This window comes from Pseudoxanthomonas sp. 68-E7 (genome assembly GCF_057773145.1).
On record NZ_JBYMTI010000004.1, the window covers coordinates 265977 to 283097 of the forward strand.

General features: G+C 67.4%; 22 protein-coding genes. 15 read left to right on the top strand and 7 right to left on the bottom strand.

From position 1 onward, the window contains the following. Positions 1-57: 57 nt before the first annotated feature. Positions 58-927: an NAD-dependent epimerase/dehydratase family protein gene (locus AC3DE2_RS12070; RefSeq protein ID WP_488426368.1), complete on the top strand. Its 870-nt coding sequence runs from the start codon at positions 58-60 to the stop codon at positions 925-927. Between the two features lie 16 nt (positions 928-943). Here AC3DE2_RS12070 and AC3DE2_RS12075 read toward each other — a convergent pair whose 3' ends face one another. The 3 genes from AC3DE2_RS12075 to AC3DE2_RS12085 all read right to left on the bottom strand — a co-directional run bounded on the left by AC3DE2_RS12075 (position 944) and on the right by AC3DE2_RS12085 (position 2879). Then, entirely contained in the window at positions 944-1423 is a 480-nt protein-coding gene (locus AC3DE2_RS12075) for an Mpo1 family 2-hydroxy fatty acid dioxygenase (RefSeq protein ID WP_295382426.1), read from the bottom strand. 92 nt (positions 1424-1515) lie between these two features. Continuing rightward, positions 1516-1851 (bottom strand): DMT family transporter, encoded by a 336-nt coding sequence (locus AC3DE2_RS12080; protein ID WP_295382427.1) that lies wholly within the window; start codon positions 1849-1851, stop codon positions 1516-1518. Positions 1852-1952: 101 nt separating this feature from the next. Next, positions 1953-2879: a phosphoribosylaminoimidazolesuccinocarboxamide synthase gene (locus AC3DE2_RS12085; protein ID WP_295382428.1), complete on the bottom strand. Its 927-nt coding sequence runs from the start codon at positions 2877-2879 to the stop codon at positions 1953-1955. Positions 2880-3067: 188 nt separating this feature from the next. On the opposite strand from AC3DE2_RS12085, the gene AC3DE2_RS12090 reads away from it, so the two are divergent. The 10 genes from AC3DE2_RS12090 (at position 3068) to AC3DE2_RS12135 (ending at position 11723) form a co-directional block, all read left to right on the top strand. After that, entirely contained in the window at positions 3068-3394 is a 327-nt protein-coding gene (locus tag AC3DE2_RS12090) for a J domain-containing protein (RefSeq protein ID WP_295382429.1), read from the top strand. A gap of 39 nt (positions 3395-3433) precedes the next feature. Then, on the top strand, positions 3434-4105 hold the full coding sequence (gene rpe, locus AC3DE2_RS12095; RefSeq protein WP_295382430.1) for a ribulose-phosphate 3-epimerase: 672 nt from the start codon (positions 3434-3436) through the stop codon (positions 4103-4105). A gap of 228 nt (positions 4106-4333) precedes the next feature. Further along, positions 4334-5263 carry a lipid kinase YegS gene (gene yegS, locus AC3DE2_RS12100; protein WP_488426369.1) on the top strand — a complete coding sequence of 310 codons (930 nt, stop codon included), beginning with the start codon at positions 4334-4336 and terminating at the stop codon, positions 5261-5263. Between the two features lie 571 nt (positions 5264-5834). Continuing rightward, the gene (trpE, locus tag AC3DE2_RS12105) at positions 5835-7310 is read left to right on the top strand and encodes an anthranilate synthase component I (RefSeq protein WP_488426370.1); all 1476 of its coding nucleotides are present in this window, start codon (positions 5835-5837) and stop codon (positions 7308-7310) included. Between the two features lie 28 nt (positions 7311-7338). Beyond that, positions 7339-8106 carry an SIMPL domain-containing protein gene (locus AC3DE2_RS12110; protein ID WP_488426371.1) on the top strand — a complete coding sequence of 256 codons (768 nt, stop codon included), beginning with the start codon at positions 7339-7341 and terminating at the stop codon, positions 8104-8106. Positions 8107-8146: 40 nt separating this feature from the next. Then, the gene (locus AC3DE2_RS12115) at positions 8147-8725 is read left to right on the top strand and encodes an anthranilate synthase component II (RefSeq protein ID WP_295382434.1); all 579 of its coding nucleotides are present in this window, start codon (positions 8147-8149) and stop codon (positions 8723-8725) included. Between the two features lie 52 nt (positions 8726-8777). Further along, positions 8778-9818, top strand: coding sequence for an anthranilate phosphoribosyltransferase (gene trpD / locus AC3DE2_RS12120; protein ID WP_488426372.1), 1041 nt, complete (start codon positions 8778-8780; stop codon positions 9816-9818). 2 nt (positions 9819-9820) lie between these two features. Next, on the top strand, positions 9821-10162 hold the full coding sequence (locus tag AC3DE2_RS12125; protein WP_295382436.1) for an antibiotic biosynthesis monooxygenase family protein: 342 nt from the start codon (positions 9821-9823) through the stop codon (positions 10160-10162). A gap of 47 nt (positions 10163-10209) precedes the next feature. Then, positions 10210-11004 (top strand): indole-3-glycerol phosphate synthase TrpC, encoded by a 795-nt coding sequence (trpC, locus tag AC3DE2_RS12130; RefSeq protein ID WP_488426374.1) that lies wholly within the window; start codon positions 10210-10212, stop codon positions 11002-11004. After that, positions 11001-11723, top strand: coding sequence for a haloacid dehalogenase-like hydrolase (locus AC3DE2_RS12135; RefSeq protein WP_488426376.1), 723 nt, complete (start codon positions 11001-11003; stop codon positions 11721-11723). The genes trpC and AC3DE2_RS12135 overlap by 4 nt, the downstream gene beginning before the upstream one ends. A gap of 24 nt (positions 11724-11747) precedes the next feature. Here AC3DE2_RS12135 and AC3DE2_RS12140 read toward each other — a convergent pair whose 3' ends face one another. The 3 genes from AC3DE2_RS12140 to crp all read right to left on the bottom strand — a co-directional run bounded on the left by AC3DE2_RS12140 (position 11748) and on the right by crp (position 13729). Next, the gene (locus AC3DE2_RS12140; RefSeq protein ID WP_488426378.1) at positions 11748-12122 is read right to left on the bottom strand and encodes a TFIIB-type zinc ribbon-containing protein; all 375 of its coding nucleotides are present in this window, start codon (positions 12120-12122) and stop codon (positions 11748-11750) included. 65 nt (positions 12123-12187) lie between these two features. Continuing rightward, positions 12188-12937 carry a sulfite exporter TauE/SafE family protein gene (locus tag AC3DE2_RS12145; RefSeq protein ID WP_488426380.1) on the bottom strand — a complete coding sequence of 250 codons (750 nt, stop codon included), beginning with the start codon at positions 12935-12937 and terminating at the stop codon, positions 12188-12190. Between the two features lie 105 nt (positions 12938-13042). Next, positions 13043-13729, bottom strand: a complete 687-nt coding sequence (crp, locus tag AC3DE2_RS12150) for a cAMP-activated global transcriptional regulator CRP (RefSeq protein ID WP_447103380.1) — start codon at positions 13727-13729, stop codon at positions 13043-13045. Between the two features lie 182 nt (positions 13730-13911). On the opposite strand from crp, the gene speD reads away from it, so the two are divergent. Beyond that, complete coding sequence (gene speD / locus AC3DE2_RS12155) at positions 13912-14706, top strand: adenosylmethionine decarboxylase (RefSeq protein WP_141455567.1); 795 nt, start codon at positions 13912-13914, stop codon at positions 14704-14706. A 180-nt stretch (positions 14707-14886) separates the two neighbouring features. Then, positions 14887-15207: a quaternary ammonium compound efflux SMR transporter SugE gene (gene sugE, locus AC3DE2_RS12160; protein WP_488426382.1), complete on the top strand. Its 321-nt coding sequence runs from the start codon at positions 14887-14889 to the stop codon at positions 15205-15207. A gap of 205 nt (positions 15208-15412) precedes the next feature. Here sugE and coq7 read toward each other — a convergent pair whose 3' ends face one another. Continuing rightward, positions 15413-16057: a 2-polyprenyl-3-methyl-6-methoxy-1,4-benzoquinone monooxygenase gene (gene coq7, locus AC3DE2_RS12165; protein WP_488426384.1), complete on the bottom strand. Its 645-nt coding sequence runs from the start codon at positions 16055-16057 to the stop codon at positions 15413-15415. 223 nt (positions 16058-16280) lie between these two features. On the opposite strand from coq7, the gene rplM reads away from it, so the two are divergent. Next, a complete protein-coding gene (gene rplM / locus AC3DE2_RS12170) occupies positions 16281-16709 on the top strand; it encodes a 50S ribosomal protein L13 (RefSeq protein ID WP_141455570.1) in 429 nt (142 codons plus the stop codon). 2 nt (positions 16710-16711) lie between these two features. Further along, a complete protein-coding gene (gene rpsI, locus AC3DE2_RS12175) occupies positions 16712-17104 on the top strand; it encodes a 30S ribosomal protein S9 (RefSeq protein ID WP_447103377.1) in 393 nt (130 codons plus the stop codon). Positions 17105-17121: the final 17 nt, after the last annotated feature.

Consider the following 17121-nt stretch of genomic DNA (forward strand, 5'->3'; position numbering starts at 1 on the left):
GCTATGCTTTGCGCCGCCTCCGTCGATCTCGTTCATCCAAAGGGAAACGTGCATTCCATGTCTTCGCAGCCCCGCAGCGCCCTGGTTTTCGGCGGCACCGGCCAGATCGGCGCGGCCTTGCTGGCGCGGTTGCGCGCCGCTGGCTGGCACAGCTTCGCCGTGTCGCGGCAAGCGCGGGAGGAACAGGACGGCATCCACTGGCTGCGGGGCGAGTTCGATGCAATGCCGGCATTGCCGGAACACGTCGACGTGATCTTCAGCACCGGGCCGCTGGATCGTTTTTCGCGCTGGTACGCGGACGCCCGGATTGCGAGTCCGCGCGTGGTCGCATTCGGTTCCACCAGCGTGGGGACCAAGCACGATTCCAGCGATGCCGGCGAGCGCGATCTGGCCGTGCGATTGCAGGACGCGGAGGCACGGGTGTTCGCGACGGCGTCGGCGCGCGGCGCGCACGCCACCATCCTGCGTCCCACCCTGGTGTACGGCGCGGGCAGCGACCAGACCCTGTCGCGAATCGCGGCAATGGCGCGCCGGAGCGGATTCTTCGTGCTGCCCGCCAATGCGCGCGGCGGGCGCCAGCCGGTGCATGTCGCGGATCTGGCCGCGGCGGCGCAGGCGGTGGTCGATGTCCCGGCCACGCACGGGCAGGCCTACGCGCTGCCGGGCGGGGAGACGGTGGAGTACCGCGAGATGGTCCGGCGCACCTTGTCCGCGCTGGCGCCCACGCCACGCCTGATCGTGCTGCCGTCGCCGCTGTTCGCGCTGGCCGTGCGGGCAGCGCGCGCGACCGGGCGCCTGCAGGGCCTGACTGGCGCGGCGGTGGCGCGGATGCGCGAGGATCTGGTGTTCGACGCCGCGCCGGCGCGGCGGGACTTCGGCTACGCGCCGCGCGGATTCCGGCCGGACGCGGGCATGCTGCCGCGCTGAGTGCGGCGGGGCCGGCTCAGTAGCGCCAGCCCATCACCCGGTAGAACTTGGCCAGCACCCACGCCGGCCCGATCAGCAGGTAGGTCAGATCGGTGAGGAAGCTCGGCTTGCGGCCCTCGATCTTGTGGCCGATGAACTGCGCGATCCAGGCGATCACGAACACGCCCAGCGCCAGCCAGAACAGATTCGCCACGCCGACCAGGCCTTCGAGCCAGCGGGTCAGCCAGGCCATCGCCACGAAGATCGCCAGCATGCCCAGGCCCAGCGGGCGCGACATCCGGTTGTAGAACATCCACGCGCCGAACATCGCCAGCGCGGCCCAGATGCCGGATTTCATCCAGGTGCCGAACACCGGGATGCACCACAGCAGGGCCACGACGGTCCATAGGATGGCGGGGACCGCGAAGATGTGGATCTTCTGGTTGGTGACGTTCTGGTGATCGCCGGAATAGCTGGCGAACCAGCGGTCCACCGGGCGTTGCGCGGTCGCGTTCATTCATCCCTCCCGAGGATGTCGATGCGGCAGGGTATGGAGCATAGCGCAGGCGGGTCCGGCGTGCGCCCGCCGGGCGTCATCCGGCGCCGGGTTCAATGGCCCGACACGCGCGAGAACAGCTGGATCACCGCCACCCCGGCCACGATCAGGCCCATGCCGAGCACGGCGGGCAGGTCCAGGCGCTGCCCGAACAGCCGCCAGCCGATCAGCGCGATGAGCACGATGCCCGCGCCCGACCAGATCGCATAGGCGACCCCGACCGGGACGGTCTTCATGACCAGTGACAGGCAATAGAAGGCGATGCCATAGCCGGCGGCGACGATCAGCGAGGGGCCGGGCCGGGTGAAGCCGGCGGAGGATTTCAGCGCACTGGTGGCGACGACCTCGGCCACGATGGCGATGGCCAGGTAGAGGTAACCCGGATTCATGGGCGTGGCCGGCGGCGTGCGCAAGCACGGGAGGGCGATGCTAGCCCACGCGGCGGTGAACAGCGCCCGACAGGTGATGCCGGCCGGGCGCCTGGGCGATCTCAGTCGACGACGATGCCGCCCAGCTTGACCAGCGCTTCGGCGTACTTGGCGCGGGTGCGTTCGATGACCTCGGCGGGCAGGCGCGGGCCGGGCGCGGTCTTGTTCCAGTCCAGCGTTTCCAGATAGTCGCGCACGAACTGTTTGTCGTAGCTCGGCGGGCTGGTGCCGACCTCGTACTGATCCGCCGGCCAGTAGCGCGAGGAATCCGGGGTCAGCATCTCGTCCATGATGTACAGGCGGCCGTCGGCGTCGGTGCCGAACTCGAACTTGGTGTCGGCCAGCAGGATGCCGCGTTCGGCCGCGTATTCGGCGGCGTAGCGGTAGATGCGCAGGGTGGCGTCGCGCACGCGCTCGGCCAGTTCGGCGCCCACCGTCTTGACCATCGCGTCGAAATCGATGTTCTCGTCGTGGTCGCCGACCGCGGCCTTGGTGGACGGGGTGAAGATCGGCTCGGCCAGCCGCTCGGCCTGGCGCAGGCCGTCGGGCAGCTCGATGCCGCTGACCTTGCCGGTGCGCTGGTAATCCTTCCAGCCGCTGCCAATCAGGTAGCCGCGCGCGATGGCTTCCACCGGCACCGGCTTGAGCTTCTTGGTCACCACCGCGCGCCGCGCGTACAGCGCCGGATCGACGCCGTCGGGCAACACGCCGGCCACGTCGATGCCGGTCAGGTGGTTGGGCAGCAGGTGCGCGGTCTTGGCGAACCAGAAATTGGAGATCTGGCAGAGCATTTCGCCCTTGCCGGGAATGGGATCCGGCAGTACCACGTCGAACGCGCTGAGGCGATCGGTGGCGACCATCAGCAGGTAGTCGCCGGGGGGCGCGTCGGCGGGCAGGCGCTCGCGGGGGATATCGAACACATCGCGGACCTTGCCGCGGTGGCGCAACGGCAGGCCGGGCAGATCGGATTGAAGCAACGTCGTCGGCACAAATACTCCTCGGGGAGTCCGGATTTCGGTCGGAAGGGCGCGCCCAGCGCACCCGAAGTCCTCCCCCGTTCCCGTGGTCCCGCATGCCGCCTGGGCGTGCCCGGAACCCGGCCGGGCCGCGTAGTGTACGGCGATGCCGGGTCGCTGTGCCGTAAAATGGGCGCCAATTTCAGGGAAACCCCACCCGGATGAAGCGCTGGTACGGGAAATTGCTCGGATTCATCGCCGGCTGGCTGCTGATGCGGCACCCGGTCGGGGGCCTGATCGGCCTGCTCATCGGCCATGCCTTCGACGAGGACTGGTTCAAGCTGTCCCGGGACAACCCCTACCGGGTGTTCAACCTGACCAGCGACGCCACCGACGCCGAGATCGACCAAGCCTACCGCCGGCTGATTTCCCAGTACCACCCCGACAAGTACGCCGGTGTCGCCGAGGAACTGCGCCGGCAGGCCGAGCGCAAGGCCGGCGAGATCAACGCCGCCTACGATCGCATCAAGACCCTGCGCCGGCGCTGACCGCCCTCGCGCCTTCCGCATCCACCCGACGAGAGCCCCATGTCCGACTGCCTGATTGCCCCTTCCATCCTGTCCGCCAACTTCGCCAAGCTGGGCGAGGAAGTCGACAACGTGATCGCCGCGGGCGCCGACTGGGTCCATTTCGACGTGATGGACAACCATTACGTCCCCAATCTCACCATCGGCCCGATGGTCTGCCAGGCACTGCGCAAGCACGGCGTCACGGCGCCCATCGACGTGCACCTGATGGTGGAACCGGTGGATCGGATCATTCCGGATTTCGCCGAGGCCGGCGCCAGCATCATCAGCTTCCACCCTGAGGCCTCGCGCCACGTCCACCGCACCGTCCAGCTGATCAAGTCGCACGGCTGCAAGGCCGGGCTGGTGCTGAATCCGGCCACGCCGGTCGATGTGCTGGACTGGGTGCTGGATGATCTCGATCTGGTGTTGCTGATGTCGGTGAACCCGGGCTTCGGCGGGCAGGCGTTCATTCCATCCGCGCTCGACAAGCTGCGCGCGGTGCGCGCGAAGATCGATGCCTCGGGCAAGGCCATCCGGCTGGAAATCGACGGTGGTGTGAAGGCGGACAACATCGGCGAGATCGCCGCCGCCGGTGCCGACACCTTCGTGGCCGGTTCGGCCATCTTCAACGCGCCGGACTACGCCGACGTCATCCGCCGCATGCGCGCGGCCGTGGCCGCGGCGCGTTGACGGCGTTCCCGGGCGTCGTCCCGGCAACGAAGAAAAGGCGGCGACCCGCGGTCACCGCCTTCAGGAAAATTGGAGGCTGATCCTGCCTCCGCCCGTCGTCCCTGCTATGACGTTCCAAGCTACCGGCGCCGCGTGACACGCGGATGACAGGCGGCGGGCGATGTGGCCATCCGGCGGTCGACGCCGGCCGGCGCGGTAAGCTGGAGTTCCCATCGTCCGGGACGATCCATGGATTCGAATCGCTGGCGCCTCATCCTCAATGGCAAGTCCGCGGCTGACGACGCGCTGCGCGCGGCGGTGGCGCACTGGCGCGAGCGTGGCATCCGGCTCGATGTGCGGGTCACCTGGGAAAGCGGCGATGCCGCTCGCTACGTGGACGAGGCCGTCGCCGACGGCGTGGACACGATCGTCGCGGGCGGCGGCGACGGTACCCTGAGCGAGGTCGCATCCGCGCTGGCGCATCGGGAAGGCGCGGCGGAGACGCTGCCCTCGCTGGCGGTCATCCCGATGGGCACGGCAAATGATTTCGCGACCGCGGCGGACATTCCCGGGGAGCCGGAAAATGCGCTGCGCCTCGCCGCGGAGGCGCCCGCGGTGGCGATCGATCTGCTGCGGGTCGAGGCCGATGAAGGCATCCACTGGTGCATCAATCTCGCCAGCGGCGGTTTCGGCACCGAGGTGACCGTCGAAACCGACGAGAAGCTCAAGAAGATGCTGGGCGGCCTGGCGTACGTCATCACCGGCATCGCCCGGCTCGGCCGCATCGAGCCGGTCACCGCGGACCTGCGGGGACCGGATTTCACCTGGAGTGGCGGCTTCCTCGCGCTGGGTCTGGGCAATGGCCGCCAGGCGGGCGGCGGACAGGTGCTGTGCCCCGATGCCCGGATCAACGACGGCCAGATTGACGTGACCGTGCTGCCCGTCCTGAACGGCGATCTCGCGACCGTGGGGACCCTGCTGACCCGGCGCGATCTCGAGGCGCTGGAGCGGCTCACCCAACGCGCTCGTCTACCCTGGCTGGAACTATCCGCGGCCAAACCGCTAACCCTCAACCTGGACGGCGAACCCGTACGCTCGCGCCGCTTCCGCGTCACCTGCGTGCCGGGCCGGTTGCGCATGCACCTGCCGCCGGACTGTCCGCTGCTGGTACGGGCCTGACCCCGTTGTCCCGCCGAAGGCGAGGGCATTCGACCGCCCCGCGCATCGTCGTTCCGGCGCGCGCCGGGACCGCTGTCCCGGCGGGCAAAAAGGCAAAGTGCAAATGGATCCCGGCGTACGCCGGGATGACGGCACAGGCGTGATCGGTATCCGCAGCGGCGGCGGGCACCGCTCACGGGCGCCACTCACTCGCACTCCATTGATCCCGCGGATAACCAGCCCCGTCGTCCCAGCGAATGCTGGGACCCATTTCGCTGCTCGCTCCATGTGCAATTTTCCCGCCGGACAGTAGGCAAGATCGGAACCGATCCCGTACTCATGTCCCGCCCGTAACAGGCAGACCAAACCCAGACCATGACCGACGATGCCGGCGTGGCCCACCGCCCGCATCGGCCAACGCGCGCCACATCCGGTTCCGCCAAGGGGTGGTCGCCCGGCCCGCGCTTCGGGTAGAGTAGTCCCGTGTTCAGCCAGACGACCCCGCTTTCCGTTTCTTCCGCACGCCGCTGCTGGCGATGGTGGCCCGTTGCCGTCGTCTGCCATGCCCCCGCGTCCCGGAAGGAAAGCCGTCTTGATTTCGTTCGAGCAGTTCCAGCGCCACGCCGCTGAAGGTCATACCCGCATCCCTGTTGTCCGTGAAGTGCTGTCCGACCTGGACACGCCGCTTTCGGTCTACCTGAAGCTCGCCGACGCGCCCCACACCTACCTGTTCGAATCGGTGGAAGGCGGCGAGCGTTTCGGCCGCTATTCGATCATCGGCCTGCCGGCCCGGCGGGTGATCAGCTTCCGCGGGCATACGCTGGAGATTCGCGAAGGGGGAAAACTGCTGGAGACCCGCGAAGTCGCCGATCCCTTCGCCGAAGTCGAAGCCCTGCGCGCCGCGCACACGGTACCGCGGCTGGAAGGCCTGCCGGGCTTCACCGGCGGCCTGGTCGGCTGGTTCGGTTTCGAATGCATCGGCTACATCGAGCCGCGCCTGAGCGGCGGCGACAAGCCCGATGAACTGGGCACCCCGGACATCCTGCTGATGCTGTCGGAAGAACTGGCGGTGTTCGACAACCTCAAGGGCCGGCTGTACCTCATCGTGCATGCGGATCCGCGCGAGGACGGTGCATGGCAGCGCGCGCAGGCGCGCCTGGACGCATTGACCGCCAAGTTGCGCCAGCCCGGCGCGGGCTATCCGGCGCCGATCGCGCGCGACGTGCTCGACGAGAGCCATTTCGTTTCCGGTTTCACCCGCGAGGGTTTCATCGCCGCGGTGAACCAATCCAAGGATTACATCCGCGCCGGCGACATTTTCCAGGTGGTGCTTTCGCAGCGCCTGAGCGTGCCCTTCAATGCGCGTCCGGTGGACGTCTACCGCGCGCTGCGCGCGCTCAATCCGTCGCCCTACATGTATTTCCTCGATGTCGGCGATGTCCAGGTGGTCGGCTCGTCGCCGGAGATCCTGGTGCGCCTGCAGGACGGCGAGGTCACCGTGCGGCCGATCGCGGGCACCCGCCCGCGTGGCCGCACCCATGACGAAGACCAGGCGCTGGAAGCCGAATTGCTGGCCGATCCCAAGGAGCGCGCCGAACACCTGATGCTGATCGATCTCGGCCGCAACGACGCCGGCCGGGTGTCGGAGGCGGGCACGGTGCAGGTCGGGGAGCAGTTCGTCATCGAACGCTACAGCCATGTCATGCACATCGTCAGCGAAGTCACCGGCCGGCTGCTGCCGGGCCTGAGCTATGCCGACGTGCTGCGTGCGACGTTCCCCGCCGGCACCGTCAGCGGCGCGCCGAAAATCCGCGCGCTGGAGGTCATCCGCGAACTGGAACCGATCAAGCGCAACGTCTACGCGGGCAGCATCGGCTACATCGGCTGGCACGGCGACGCCGACACCGCCATCGCCATCCGCACCGCCGTCATCAAGGATGGCCGCCTGCACGTGCAGGCCGGCGCCGGCATCGTCTACGACTCGGATCCGGACAAGGAATGGGACGAGACGATGAACAAGGGCCGCGCGCTGTTCCGCGCGGTGGCCGAAGCGGCGAAGGGACTATGAGAATCCACGGAACGAAGGAGTTGTATCGATGCGAATGATCCATCGACTGGTGTGCGCGATGGCGCTGCTGTCCGCACCGATGCTGGCTTCCGCCCAGATGAACGCCTTGCCGGCCCAGCCGCACCTGCTGGTGAAGGGGCAGGGCGTGCGCACGGTGATACCGGATCGCTTCACCGTCGCCCTGGACTTGCAGGCGACGGACCTGGACACCGACGCCGCCAGGCAGAAAGTGCAGGCCAATGCCGCCCAGGTGATCGAAGCTTTCAAACGCAACCAGGTAATCCTGGACTCCCTGCAGGCGTCCTCCCTGAGTGTTGCTCCCGACTATGACTGGCGCGACAACAAGCGCGAGTTCAAGGGAACCCAGGTGCGCCGGAAAGTGCGCGGAACCTTCACCCGGCTGGAAGATACGCAAGCCTTCCTGGCGCAGATAAAGGCCAGCTCGGAACTCCAGATCGCCAGTCTCGAACCAGGCTATTCGGCCGAGGCAACATTGCGCGGGCAGCTCAAGCGCGAAGCCGGGGAGCAGACCCGGCACACGGCCGCGCGATTGGCGGAAGCGTACGGCGCCCGGATCCGCGGCTTGTACAGCATTTCAGACGTGGCGCCGGACTTTGCCTATGGCGTGCAGGCGGGAACGTGGCCCAGCGGTCCGGTGGAGGTCATCGAGCCCAGGCCCGCCGATCTCTACCAGCCGGCGGCTCCCGCGGCACCGCCAGCGCCCGCGGAAAGTCTCGCCGCCGGCACCCTCACCTTCACCGAAAACGTCTACGCGATCTTCCTGATCGCACCCTAGCCAACGCATTCCTCTTTCCGCCGAAAGAGGGGAGTCCCCCATGCTCCTGATGATCGACAACTACGACAGCTTCACCTACAACCTCGTGCAGTACCTGCAGTCGCTGGGCGCCGAGGTGAAGGTGGTGCGCAACGATGCGCTGACGGTGGAGGAGATCGCCCGCCTGCAGCCGGAACGCATCGTCATTTCGCCAGGGCCGTGCACGCCCAACGAGGCCGGGGTTTCGCTGGAAGTGATCGAGCGGCTTGGACAAGCCACGCCCATCCTCGGCGTCTGCCTGGGCCACCAGAGCATCGGCCAGGCCTATGGCGGCAAGGTGATCCGCGCCGGCCAGATCATGCACGGCAAGACCTCGCGCATCCGCCACGAGGGCCGCGGCGTGTTCGCGGGCCTGCCCGACGCCTACGAAGCGACCCGCTACCATTCGCTGGTGGTCGAACGCGGCTCGCTGCCGGATACGCTGGAAATCACCGCCTGGACCGAGAACGAGGACGGTTCCTTCGAGGAGATCATGGGACTGCGCCATCGCGAGTTCCCGGTGGAAGGCGTGCAGTTCCATCCCGAGTCGATCCTCACCGAGCACGGCCACGCGCTGTTGAAGAACTTCCTTGAACGATAGAGCCATCGGCCGGCGTCCCCACGCCGCCGCCAAGCCACGCGGAAACACCCCCATGCCCATCACTCCCCAGGAAGCGCTGCAACGGACCATCGAGCATCGCGAGATCTTCCACGACGAGATGGTCGACCTGATGCGCCAGATCATGCGTGGCGACGTTTCGCCGACCATGACCGCGGCCATCCTCACCGGCCTTCGCGTCAAGAAGGAAACCGTCGGCGAGATCGCGGGTGCCGCCACCGTGATGCGCGAGTTCTCGCGCCCGGTGCCGCTTGCCGATACCCGCTACCTGGTCGACATCGTCGGCACCGGCGGCGACGGGTCGCACACCTTCAACATCTCCACCTGCTCGATGTTCGTGGCCGCCGCGGCCGGCGCCAAGGTCGCCAAGCATGGCAACCGCAGCGTGTCCTCCAAGTCCGGCAGCGCCGACGTGCTGGAGGCCCTGGGTGCGGCCATCGAACTGCAGCCGGAACAGGTGGCGGCTTCCATCGAGCAGAGCGGCATTGGCTTCATGTTCGCGCCGGTGCACCATCCGGCGATGAAGGTGGTCGCCCCGGTGCGGCGGGAGATGGGGGTGCGCACCATCTTCAACATCCTTGGCCCGCTGACCAATCCGGCCGGCGCCCCCAATATCCTGATGGGGGTGTTCCATCCGGATCTGGTCGGCATCCAGGCGCGGGTAATGCACGAACTGGGCGCCGAGCGCGCGCTGGTCGTATGGGGCCGGGACGGCATGGACGAACTGTCGCTGGGCGCGGCCACCCTGGTCGGCGAATTGCGCGACGGCGTGGTGCGCGAATACGAAGTGCACCCCGAGGATTTCGGCATCGCCATGTCGGCCAGTCGCAACCTGCGCGTGGCCGATGCCGCCGAATCGAAGGCGATCCTGCTGGGCGTGCTGGACAACAAGCCCGGACCGGCCCGCGACATCGTCGCGCTCAACGCGGGCGCGGCCCTGTACGTGGCCGGCGTGGCCGACGGCATCGAGGACGGCATCGACCGTGCCCGCGAGGCCATCACCGACGGCCGCGCCGCCGCGCGACTGCACGACTTCATCGAGACCACCCGGCGACTGGCCGGGGGAGGGAAGTAGACATGTCCGGCGACGGTTTCGCGCAACTCCCCAAGCCGCCCTATTACGCGGTGATCTTTTCCTCGCAGCGCAATGGCCAGGACGACCCGGGCTATGGCGCGATGGCGCAGCGGATGGTCGAACTGGCCACGCAGCAGCCCGGGTTCCTGGGCGTGGAGTCGACCCGGGGCGCCGACGGCTTCGGCATCACCGTGGCCTATTGGGACAGCGAGGATGCCATCCGCGCCTGGCGCTTGCATGCCGAACACACTGCCGCCCGCGAGCAGGGCCGGCGCGACTGGTACGATCACTTCGAACTGCGCGTGGCCCGGGTGGAACGCGCCTATGGCTGGGATCGCGGATAGGCCTCCCGGCATCGCGCCACCGAAGACCGCAAATTGATCGGAACACCATGAGCGATATCCTCAATACCATCCTCGCCCGCAAGGTCGAGGAAATCGCCGAGCGCAGCGCCCGCGTGCCGCTGGCCGAACTGGCCGCGCGGGCGGCCGATGCCCCGGATACGCGCGGTTTCGCCGACGCGCTCAACGCGATGATCGCCCAGGGCGATCCGGTGGTGATCGCCGAGGTCAAGAAGGCCAGTCCGTCCAAGGGCGTGATCCGGCCCGACTTCCGCCCGGCCGACATCGCGGTGAGCTACGAATTCGGAGGCGCGGCCTGCCTGTCGGTGCTGACCGACGTGGATTTCTTCCAGGGCGCCGACGATTACCTGCGCCAGGCGCGCGAAGCCTGCACGCTGCCGGTCCTGCGCAAGGACTTCACCATCGATCCCTACCAGGTGTATGAGGCGCGCGTGCTGGGCGCGGACTGCATCCTGCTGATCGTCGCCGCGCTGGATGATCATCAACTGGTCGAACTGTCCGGACTGGCGATGCAGCTGGATCTGGACGTGCTGGTGGAAGTGCACGATATCGACGAACTCGAACGCGCCCTGCAGGTGCCGGTACCGCTGGTCGGCATCAACAACCGCAACCTGCGCACGTTCGAGGTCTCGCTGGAGACCACGCTGGCGATGAAGGACGCGGTGCCGCGCGATCGCCTGCTGGTGACCGAGAGCGGCATCCTGGTGCCCGACGACGTGGCCCGGATGCGCGCCGCCGGCGTGAATGCCTTTCTGGTCGGCGAGACCTTCATGCGCGCCGAGGAGCCGGGCGAGGCCCTGCGTCAGCTATTCTTCGCGCCATGAGCGACCAGCCCTATCCGAAGCCGCGCACCGATGCGCCGCTGGTGGTGTTCGATTTCGACCATACCCTGTACGCGGGCGACTCCGGCGGGCACCTGGTCACCTGGCTGCTCAGGCGCAATCCGCTGCGTGCCGTGGTGGCCGTGGCCGCGTCGGTGCTGCTCGGACCGATGGTGGCGTTCCTGCCCACGCGCCGCTACGGCATCTCCGGCTACATCTGGATTGGCACCTTCGGCCTGCATGGCCGCCGCAGCTTCGACTCGCTGATCGATCGCTACGTCGCGACCCACCGTGACGAGGTCCGCGAGCGCTTGCTGCCGGTGGCGCTGGAGGTGTTCCGCCAGCATCGCGCCGCGGGCGATCGGGTGGTGGTGGCCACCGGCGCGCCGCCGGAACTGGCGCGCGCGATCCTCAGCTTCGTCGCCCACGAGGATGTCCCGGTGGTCGGCACCGCGGTGGGGCCCCGCTTCGGCGCGGTGATCGCCACCCGCCACTGCCACAACGAGGAAAAGATGCGGATGCTGCGCGAGCGTGGCTACGGCGAGGTCGCCGTGGCCTATTCGGACAGCAGCGCGGACCTGCCGCTGCTGAAGGCCGCACGCGCGCCGGTGGTGGTCAACCCCAAGCCCGCCCGCATCGACATGTTCCGGCGGGTGCTGCCTGCAGGCACGCCGATTCTCAACTGGGGTTGCCGGGACCGCGGCGGCGAACCGGTGGCCTGAGCGGCGGCCACGCCGCCGGGAGATTCAGAGCCGTTCCGGCGTCTTCCAGTCCTTGATCAGGTCCATCAGGTCGTGGTGGACGAAATCCTGATACTCGCCGGCGTCGTAGAAGCGGCCGTAGCAGTTCTTGCAGCTTTCGAACCAGATGTGCGGCTGCTGCGGGTCGACCATGCGTACCAGGTCCCAGTCGCCGATGCAGATCGGGCATTTGATCCGATCGACCTCGTTGCACTTTTCACCCTGTGCCGGATCGCCGGTATCGATCTCGTCCACCCGGGCCTTCAGCAGCTCGTGGGTACGCATGTCGAACCACAGTCCCCGGCAGTGCGTGCAGCGGTGCACGTCGGCCTCGGGCAGGTTCACACGTTCCATCGCGTGGTGGCACTTGGGACATTGCATGGCGGGAGCTCGGGGGCAGGGGGCGTGCGGATACGTTAGCCGGCGCCGCCCGGCTTGCCCAGCACTCAGAACAGCCAGGCCGCGCCGATGTGGTACAGGCTGATGCACAGGACCAGCACGCCGACCACGGTCAGCACGATGCGCTCCGGAACGTGGCGCACCAGGTAGGCTGCCAGCGGCGCCGCCAGCACCCCGCCGATCAGCAGGCCCAGCACGATTTCCAGGTGCTGCAGGCCGATGGTCAGGAAGAAGGTCAGCGAGACGGCGAGGGTGATGACGAACTCGGCCGCGTTGACCGTGCCGATGGTGGTGCGGGCCTTGCCGCCGCCCGCCAGCAGGGTCGAGGTCGCCAGCGGCCCCCAGCCGCCGCCGCCGCTGGCGTCCAGCAGGCCGGCGAGGAAACCCAGCACCGGTACCCGCCGGATCTGCTTCTTCGGCACGAAACGGCCGAACGAGCGCAGCAGGATCAGCACCGACAGCACCAGCAGGTAGAGGTAGATGAAGGGGCGAATGGCCTCGCCGGGCAGGCGGGTCAGGACATAGGCGCCGATGACCCCGCCCAGCGCGCCGGACAGGGTCAGGCGCCAGAACAGGCGTTTGTCGATGTTGCGGAAGTAGGCGTGCGACGCGCCCGAGACCCCGGTAGTGAAGATCTCGGCCGTATGCACGCTGGCGCTCACCGCCGCCGGCGGCAGGCCCATGCCCAGCAGGATCGAGGAGGAGACCAGCCCGAAGGCCATGCCCAGCGCGCCATCCACCAACTGCGCGCCCAGGCCGATGAGGATGAACCAGTAGAACTCGCTTCCAAACGCCATCCAGCGCTTCCCGTGGGGCAGGAATGCCCGGTTTGCGGGGGCAGGATAACCGGAGGCGGGGAGGCCGGGTCCAGTCGGACCCGGCGGGGAATGCACTGCGACCGGTCAGCGGGTGCCGTACAGGACCACGGTCTTGCCGCGCGCGTGCAGCGTGCCGTCGGCCTGCAGCTTCTTCAGCACGCGCCCGGCCATCTCGCGGGAGCAACCCACCAGGCGGGCCAGCTCCTGGCGCGAAACGCGCAGCTGGGTGCCTTGCGGATGGCTCATCGCCTCCGGCTCGCGGGCCAGATCGTGCAGGGTGCGGACGATACGGTCGGTGACGTCCAGGAACGCCAGCCGACTGGCTTTCCTGCTGGTATCCAGCAGTCGTCGCGACAGCTGCGCGCCAATGGCGTAGAGCAGCTTGGGCGCATCGGCCGACAGCGAGCCCAGGAACAACTGGTGCAGGCGCTCGTAGCTGATTTCCGCCAATTCGCACTGGGTGCGGGTGCGGAGGATGACTTCCCGCCGGTCGGACTCGATGAACAGCCCCATCTCGCCGACGAACTCGCCGCCGCCGAAGTAGCCGAGCACCAGTTCGCGGTCGTCATCTTCTTCTGTGATGATGCTCACGGAACCGCTGACCACATAATAGAGTGTGCCGGCGGGATCCCCCGGACGGAACACATCGGCCCGGGCCGGGTACCGGCGGCGGTGACTGTGGGCGAGGAAACGCTCGATCGTGGCTGCATCCGGCGTCAGCGGGCTGGCGGCGATGCGAGCGGGGGCGGAAAGAGGCAGGCCAGGGCTCATGATGGTCGGGGCGGTGAATTCAGGAAGCTTAGTCCCAATACGGCCCGGACGGCAAACCCGGGCCATGCAAGCGCCGGGCCAAACCGGCGTCGGCCTGCCGTCGGGGCCGGACATTTCGTTGTCATGCGGTTTGCCCCATAATTCCGCCCCTTCCCCATGACCCCCAGAGAGGGACCGCTGCCGTGGTAAAACCACTGCCTCGCCTCCGGCTGCAAGGTTTCAACAACCTCACCAAGGCGCTGAGCTTCAACATCTATGACGTGTGCTACGCCGTTTCCGAAGACGAGCGCCAGCGCTACATCGAATACATCGACGAAGAGTACAACGCCGATCGCCTCACCCAGATCCTGACGGATGTGGCGGAGATCATCGGTGCCAACATCCTCAACGTGGCCCGCCAGGACTACGACCCGCAGGGTGCGTCGGTGACGATCCTGATCTCCGAAGAACCGGTGATCGACAAGAAGCAGGCAGGCAAGGAGATCATCTCCGACGCGGTGGTGGCGCACATGGACAAGAGCCACATCACCGTGCACACCTATCCGGAGACCCATCCGCAGCACGGCATCGCCACGTTCCGCGCCGACATCGACGTCGCCACCTGCGGCGTGATTTCGCCGCTGAAGGCGCTGAACTACCTGATCGAGAGCCTGGAGTCCGACATCGTCATCATGGACTACCGGGTGCGCGGCTTCACCCGCGACGTGAAGGGCAAGAAGCACTACATCGACCACAAGATCAATTCGATCCAGAACTTCCTGGCCAACAACATCAAGTCGCGCTACGAGATGTTCGACGTCAACGTCTACCAGGAAAACATCTTCCACACGAAGATGCACCTGAAGGACTTCGACCTGGACCAGTACCTGTTCGAGGAAAAGGCCAAGAACCTGTCGTTCAAGGAACGCATGAAGATCGAAGCGCTGCTCAAGCGCGAGATCGAGGAGCTGTTCCACGGGCGCAACCTGTCCGAGTGATCGCGGGCCCGCGCCGGTTGCATCCGGTTCGGGCGGCGTCATCCAGACTGGCTGGCAAACCAGGCGGGACGACCCGCCCGCGGCGACAAGCCGCGAATGCAGGACCGACGGCGGTCCGGAACCAAGTTCCGGGCCGCTTTTTCGTTGCGCGGTCCGGGCACGACCTGGAGGAAGCAAGACATGGCATGGGTATATCTGGTGTTGGCAGGCCTGCTCGAAGTGGTGTGGGCGATGGGCCTGAAGTATTCGGAAGGTTTCAGCCGGCTGTGGCCAAGCGTGGTGACCGTGGTGGCGATGGTGGCCAGTTTCTGGCTGCTGGCCACGGCCTTGAAGCAGATCCCGCTGGGTACCGGCTACGCGGTGTGGGTGGGCATCGGCGCGGTCGGCACGGCACTGCTGGGCATGCTGGTGCTGAAGGAGCCGGCGACCGTGGCCCGGCTGGTCTGCATCGGCCTGATCGTCGCCGGCATCGGTGGCCTGAAGCTCACCTCGAACGGATAAGACATCCCGGCCCCGTCCTCTTGCCGTCCGCGGTTGGCGGCCGGTAATGCTTCGTCGTTCCCTCTCGTCCCGGCGAAGGCCGGGACGATCTCCATGAAGCGCCCGGGAGGGACGAGCCGGCATGCCGCAATCGCTTCCTGGACCGGCGGAAGGACGGACCGGGCGATGCGGAAGCCGCCCCGGACAGGGGCCAAAGGCGCGGCCTTTACAGGCGGTAGGCCACCGTCTTCATGAACCGGGAGGCGGCCGCCATCAGCGTCGGGATGGGCTGCGGCAGCATGCGGGCGCCGGCCTGTTCGGCATGCTCGGCGTGGCGGGCCTCGTCGGCCTTCATCACCTTGAGGATTTCACGGCTGCGCAGATCCGCCTCCGGCAGTGTTTCCAGGTGCTCGTCCAGATGGGCCTCGACCTGGTGTTCGGTTTCCACCACGAACCCCAGGCTCCAGCCGTCGCCACGCAGGCCGGCCAACGCGCCCAGGGTGTAGCTGCCGGCGTACCAGAGCGGGTTGAACAGGCTCGGCCGGCTGTCCAGTTCGCGCAGGCGATCCGCGCACCAGGCCAGGTGATCGGTCTCCTCCTGGGCAGCTTCGAGCAGGTGGGATCTGGTCGCATCGTCGCGTGCGACGGCGGCCTGGCCGAAATACAGTCCCTGCGCACAGACCTCGCCGACGTGGTTGATCCGCATCAGTCCGGCCGCGTGGCGGCGCTCGCCGGCGTCCAGTTCGACCTCCGGGGTGTCCCCGGCGGGATTGGGCCTGTGCGCGGACGGATTGCCGAACACGGTTTCCAGCGCGCGCTGGGTTTCGATCAGGAACTGGTCCAGCGGGGTGTGCAGGCGGAGCGGAGGCATGGGTTGGAGCGGAGGGGAAGGGGCGGCCGGATTCTCGCCCCTGCCGGGGCGCCTGCCAACCCGCGGGCCGGGACCCGCGCCGCCATGGAACGGGCCGACTTGCACGCCGGCCATCCGGCCAGTACAATCCCGCTTCTTTCGTTCCGCCCTTCACAACGCGCGGCAAAGTTCCGTCGGCCCTGGCCGGCGCAATCCGCCCGACCAATCACCTCAGAGTTACGTCATGAAGACCTTCACCGCAAAGTCCGAGACCGTCCAGCGCGACTGGTATCTCGTCGACGCCACCGGCAAGACGCTTGGCCGTCTGTCCACCGAACTGGCCCGCCGCCTGCGTGGCAAGCACAAGCCCGTCTACACCCCGCACGTCGATACCGGCGACTATCTCGTCGTGATCAACGCCGAGAAGATCGCGGTGACCGGCAACAAGCTGGCCGACAAGAAGTACCACCGCTTCACTGGCTACATTGGCAACCTGAAGACGGAAACCCTGGCGCAGGCGCTGGAACGTCATCCGGAGCGCGTGATTGAAACCGCAGTGAAGGGCATGCTGCCGAAGGGCCCGCTGGGTCGCGACATGTATCGCAAGCTCAAGGTCTACGCCGGCCCGAACCATCCGCACGCCGCTCAGCAGCCGCAGGTCCTGGACATCTAATCATGGCTATCACTCAGAACTACGGCACCGGCCGTCGCAAGTCCTCCACCGCCCGCGTGTTCCTGCGCAAGGGCACCGGCAACATCACGGTCAACGGTCGTCCGCTGGACGAATTCTTTGGTCGCGAAACCGCCCGGATGATCGTGCGCCAGCCGCTCGAGCTGACCAAGAACACCGAGAATTTCGACATCGTCGCCACCGCCACGGGCGGCGGCACCACCGGCCAGGCCGGCGCCATCCGCCTGGGCATCGCCCGCGCGCTGGTGGAGTACGATGAAACCCTGAAGACCGAGCTGCGCAAGGCCGGCTTCGTGACCCGCGACGCCCGCGAAGTCGAACGCAAGAAGGTCGGTCTGCACAAAGCACGTCGTGCAACCCAGTTCTCGAAGCGCTAAACTACGCACCACAGGTT

Excerpts from the sequence above, each read along its gene's own strand:
- AC3DE2_RS12070 (WP_488426368.1), top strand. The coding sequence starts at position 58 with ATGTCTTCGCAGCCCCGCAGCGCCCTGGTTTTCGGCGGCACCGGCCAG.
- AC3DE2_RS12075 (WP_295382426.1), bottom strand. The coding sequence starts at position 1,423 with ATGAACGCGACCGCGCAACGCCCGGTGGACCGCTGGTTCGCCAGCTAT.
- AC3DE2_RS12080 (WP_295382427.1), bottom strand. The coding sequence starts at position 1,851 with ATGAATCCGGGTTACCTCTACCTGGCCATCGCCATCGTGGCCGAGGTC.
- AC3DE2_RS12090 (WP_295382429.1), top strand. The coding sequence starts at position 3,068 with ATGAAGCGCTGGTACGGGAAATTGCTCGGATTCATCGCCGGCTGGCTG.
- rpe (WP_295382430.1), top strand. The coding sequence starts at position 3,434 with ATGTCCGACTGCCTGATTGCCCCTTCCATCCTGTCCGCCAACTTCGCC.
- yegS (WP_488426369.1), top strand. The coding sequence starts at position 4,334 with ATGGATTCGAATCGCTGGCGCCTCATCCTCAATGGCAAGTCCGCGGCT.
- AC3DE2_RS12110 (WP_488426371.1), top strand. The coding sequence starts at position 7,339 with ATGCGAATGATCCATCGACTGGTGTGCGCGATGGCGCTGCTGTCCGCA.
- AC3DE2_RS12115 (WP_295382434.1), top strand. The coding sequence starts at position 8,147 with ATGCTCCTGATGATCGACAACTACGACAGCTTCACCTACAACCTCGTG.
- trpD (WP_488426372.1), top strand. The coding sequence starts at position 8,778 with ATGCCCATCACTCCCCAGGAAGCGCTGCAACGGACCATCGAGCATCGC.
- AC3DE2_RS12125 (WP_295382436.1), top strand. The coding sequence starts at position 9,821 with ATGTCCGGCGACGGTTTCGCGCAACTCCCCAAGCCGCCCTATTACGCG.
- trpC (WP_488426374.1), top strand. The coding sequence starts at position 10,210 with ATGAGCGATATCCTCAATACCATCCTCGCCCGCAAGGTCGAGGAAATC.
- AC3DE2_RS12135 (WP_488426376.1), top strand. The coding sequence starts at position 11,001 with ATGAGCGACCAGCCCTATCCGAAGCCGCGCACCGATGCGCCGCTGGTG.
- AC3DE2_RS12140 (WP_488426378.1), bottom strand. The coding sequence starts at position 12,122 with ATGCAATGTCCCAAGTGCCACCACGCGATGGAACGTGTGAACCTGCCC.
- AC3DE2_RS12145 (WP_488426380.1), bottom strand. The coding sequence starts at position 12,937 with ATGGCGTTTGGAAGCGAGTTCTACTGGTTCATCCTCATCGGCCTGGGC.
- crp (WP_447103380.1), bottom strand. The coding sequence starts at position 13,729 with ATGAGCCCTGGCCTGCCTCTTTCCGCCCCCGCTCGCATCGCCGCCAGC.
- sugE (WP_488426382.1), top strand. The coding sequence starts at position 14,887 with ATGGCATGGGTATATCTGGTGTTGGCAGGCCTGCTCGAAGTGGTGTGG.
- coq7 (WP_488426384.1), bottom strand. The coding sequence starts at position 16,057 with ATGCCTCCGCTCCGCCTGCACACCCCGCTGGACCAGTTCCTGATCGAA.
- rplM (WP_141455570.1), top strand. The coding sequence starts at position 16,281 with ATGAAGACCTTCACCGCAAAGTCCGAGACCGTCCAGCGCGACTGGTAT.
- rpsI (WP_447103377.1), top strand. The coding sequence starts at position 16,712 with ATGGCTATCACTCAGAACTACGGCACCGGCCGTCGCAAGTCCTCCACC.